The organism is Micromonospora sp. U56 (assembly GCF_018070095.1).
In the GTDB taxonomy this organism is placed as follows: domain Bacteria; phylum Actinomycetota; class Actinomycetes; order Mycobacteriales; family Micromonosporaceae; genus Micromonospora; species Micromonospora purpureochromogenes.
Genome location: NZ_JAGPYL010000229.1, coordinates 1 through 2,830 on the forward strand (window position 1 = coordinate 1; position 2,830 = coordinate 2,830).

General features: G+C 69.2%; 4 protein-coding genes. 3 read left to right on the forward strand and 1 reads right to left on the reverse strand.

From position 1 onward, the window contains the following. Together KBX37_RS33610 and KBX37_RS33615 are read left to right on the forward strand one after the other, a co-directional pair. Positions 1–450 (forward strand): peptide-methionine (S)-S-oxide reductase (locus KBX37_RS33610; protein ID WP_247659493.1); only part of this gene is annotated, 450 nt, incomplete at its 5' end. Positions 451–654: 204 nt separating this feature from the next. Continuing rightward, entirely contained in the window at positions 655–1,836 is a 1,182-nt protein-coding gene (locus tag KBX37_RS33615; protein WP_210779849.1) for a low temperature requirement protein A, read from the forward strand. A gap of 190 nt (positions 1,837–2,026) precedes the next feature. On the opposite strand, the gene KBX37_RS33620 is transcribed toward KBX37_RS33615, so the two are convergent. Continuing rightward, positions 2,027–2,482 (reverse strand): GNAT family N-acetyltransferase, encoded by a 456-nt coding sequence (locus KBX37_RS33620; RefSeq protein WP_210779850.1) that lies wholly within the window; start codon positions 2,480–2,482, stop codon positions 2,027–2,029. Positions 2,483–2,650: 168 nt separating this feature from the next. Here KBX37_RS33620 and KBX37_RS33625 point away from each other — a divergent pair. Then, positions 2,651–2,830: hypothetical protein (locus tag KBX37_RS33625; protein ID WP_210779852.1), on the forward strand; the 180-nt coding region annotated here is incomplete at its 3' end.

Sequence of the window (2,830 nt, forward strand, 5' to 3'; positions counted from 1 at the left end):
GCCGCCGTGACCACCGACAAGGCGCCCCTCGCCGGGGGCTGCTTCTGGGGCGTGGAGGAGCTGTACCGCCACCCGCCCGGCGTCGGGTCCACGCGCGCCGGCCCACGCCGACGTGGTCGGCCTGGACGAGGAGCCAGCCGGATGGGTGCAGCTCTCTCCGGCACCGGTGCCGAGCGAGACGTGGCATCCGATTGGCTGCACGAGATGCCGGTGCGCGCGGCGTTGCGGGAGGTGCGCCGGTGCGCGACGCGCTCCCCGGTGACCGACGTCGCCCACCAGGCTGCGTCCGACGCGATGGTGGCGATCCTCGCCAAGCTGGCGACGTTCCGTGGCAAGAGCCGCTTCACGACCTGGGCGTTACCGTTTTGTCGTGCCCTACCCACTTGCGAGCGTCGGTGTGCCGAGGCGTCGCTCTCCCTGCCACACGCCGCTCGAGTGCCCAGGCTGTAGCACCGGCCGACGTTCGGCGAAGGTCGACGAGCTAAGCCGATCCAGCGGCGACGGATGGATGGAACTCATCGGCCTCGACTGTCGCCCGTCCGTGTAACGCGGGTCACTCGATCCAGTCCACGGCAGCACGTCCGCAGTCACCGCCGCTGCCGCATGTCAGAATGCCCCCAAACCTGGAGCAGAGCTGGCAGAACGGGCGAGCCGATGACGACGAGCAGGACCGCCGAGCTGATGCGGAAAGCCGGGGATCCAGAGCGGGCCACGTTCCTGGAACTCTTCTTCGACCTGGTGTTTGTCCTCGCGCTCGCTCAGCTCTCGCGCGGCCTGGCTGAGGATCTCGGGTTCAGCGGTGTCTTCCGGACGCTGGTGCTGTTGGGGGCCATGTGGTGGGTCTGGTCCAGCACCGCGTGGCTAACCGACCGGACGGACCCGCAACGACCGGTAATCCAGGCGCTGGTCATCGCGACCATGGTCGGCAGCCTGGTGATGGCGGCCGCGGTGCCCGAGGCATTCGGCGACACGGGCCTGATCTTCGCGGGCGCCTACGTCGCCGTCCAACTCGGCCGCGGGCTCGTCCTCGCGGCCGTTCTGCATGGCCACGAACTGCAGCGCCACGTCGTGCGTGGGCTGTTCTGGTACGGCCTGTCGGCGCTGCCGTGGATCGCGGGGGCGCTCGTGCACGGTACGACGCGTGGCGCGTTGTGGGCACTCGCGGTGCTCCTTGACCACACGGCAGGCAGAATCGGCTTCCCCACCCCGGGGGCGGGCCGCTCGCCCAGCCAAGACCTTGTGATATCGAGCGAGCACCTGTCCGAGCGCTACCGGCAGTTCTTCATCATCGCGCTCGGCGAGCTGATCCTGGTTACCGGACTGGCGCTGAGCAGCAGCGGCTTCGCGCCGGACGGGGCCGCCGCGTTCGCAGTGTCGATCGCGGCCACCGTGCTGCTGTGGCGGATCTACATCTACCGCGCTGGGCAGGTCCTGGCGGAAGCGATTGCCGTGTCCGCCGACCCGGTCCGCCTCGCCCGATCGACGTCATACGCCCACCTGGTGATGGTGGCCGGCGTGGTCGTCGCCGCCGTCGGCGACGAACTCGTCATCGCCCATCCACTCGGACACACCCCACCGGCCTGGATCGCCGTCATCCTCGGCGGACCCGCGCTGTACCTGGCCGGACGCGCCCGCTTCGAGCACGCGGTATTCGGCCGCGTGTCCTGGTCCCGACCCATCGGCGTCCTCGCGCTGGCCGCCCTGACACCGGCGATGCTCCCCCTGCCGCCACTCGTGGTCGCCGCCGCTGCCGCCCTCGTCCTGACCGGGGTCGCCATATCCGACGCAGCCCGCGCCCGCGGACGCCCGCCCGAGCCGCCGTCACCACCCGGCTAGCCGGCCTTTAGGCCAAGACCGTGAAGTTAAGGGCGTTGGACCTGTTGTCAAGGGCTGGTGTCGGCGTACAGGTCGGCGTGCCCTGCCGGGGACGGCTGAACGTGCCCAGGTGCCACAGCGCTTGCCGGTCATTCCGACGCCGTATGCCCGGCCCACGCTTCGATATCTCGCCAGCGGTTCGACCGGATCTTCAAAGGTCGAGGACACCGACGGTCTCACCACCGCTCTGCTCACCGGTCGGCCGGAAGCCCAGCTTGAGGTAGAACTCCTCCGGTCCTCCGACGCGGGGCTCCCAGGTGACGTACGCCCGGGTGCCGCCGACGGCGCGGATCTCCCCGCATACGGCCTCGACCGCGAACCGACCGTAGCCGTGCCCCTGGGCGTCGGCCGCGATGTTCAGTCGCCAGAGGCCGGAGCGCAGGTCGCCGGCATTGCGATTGGAATCCCACGGGATGCCCATGAAGGCCATCAGAAAGCCGACCAGCCGGTCACCGTCATAGATCAGTCTCGGCCAGGCGTGGTCGGCGAAGACGTACGCCTCGGCGAGCGACTTGACCACAGGCGCGACCAGGTCCTCCTGATCGGGGCGCACGGACAGCGCAAGAGCCGCCTCGTAGTTCTCCGGGGTGATTCTCTCCAGCCGCATGCGGCGGACCATAGCGGGCGGAATGCAAACCCAGCGATCGGATTCCACGCACCCGGGCGGCTCCCCGGAGTTGGCGCGGCCAAGCCAACCGTCGACCTGGACACGTTGATCCGTACCTACTTGGCCCCGTTCATCTGTACGCCGACAGCTGGCCGACCATGATGGAGGGTGCTGGAGAGGAGGCAGCGGGACTCCGGTAGAACGGCTTGTCGACCAAGACGAGCCAGCTACGAGGGAGTCCCGCTGTCGGAGCATTCTGTCATCACCCGGGTGATCACGGTGGCGAAGGGCGTGTTCGCGCCGGGCCATCTCGGGGAACTCACCCGGATCGTGCCGTTCGAGATGGTC

Bases quoted from the DNA above. Each gene is read 5' to 3' on its own strand.
- KBX37_RS33620 (WP_210779850.1), bottom strand. From the start codon at position 2,482: ATGCGGCTGGAGAGAATCACCCCGGAGAACTACGAGGCGGCTCTTGCG.
- KBX37_RS33615 (WP_210779849.1), top strand. From the start codon at position 655: ATGACGACGAGCAGGACCGCCGAGCTGATGCGGAAAGCCGGGGATCCA.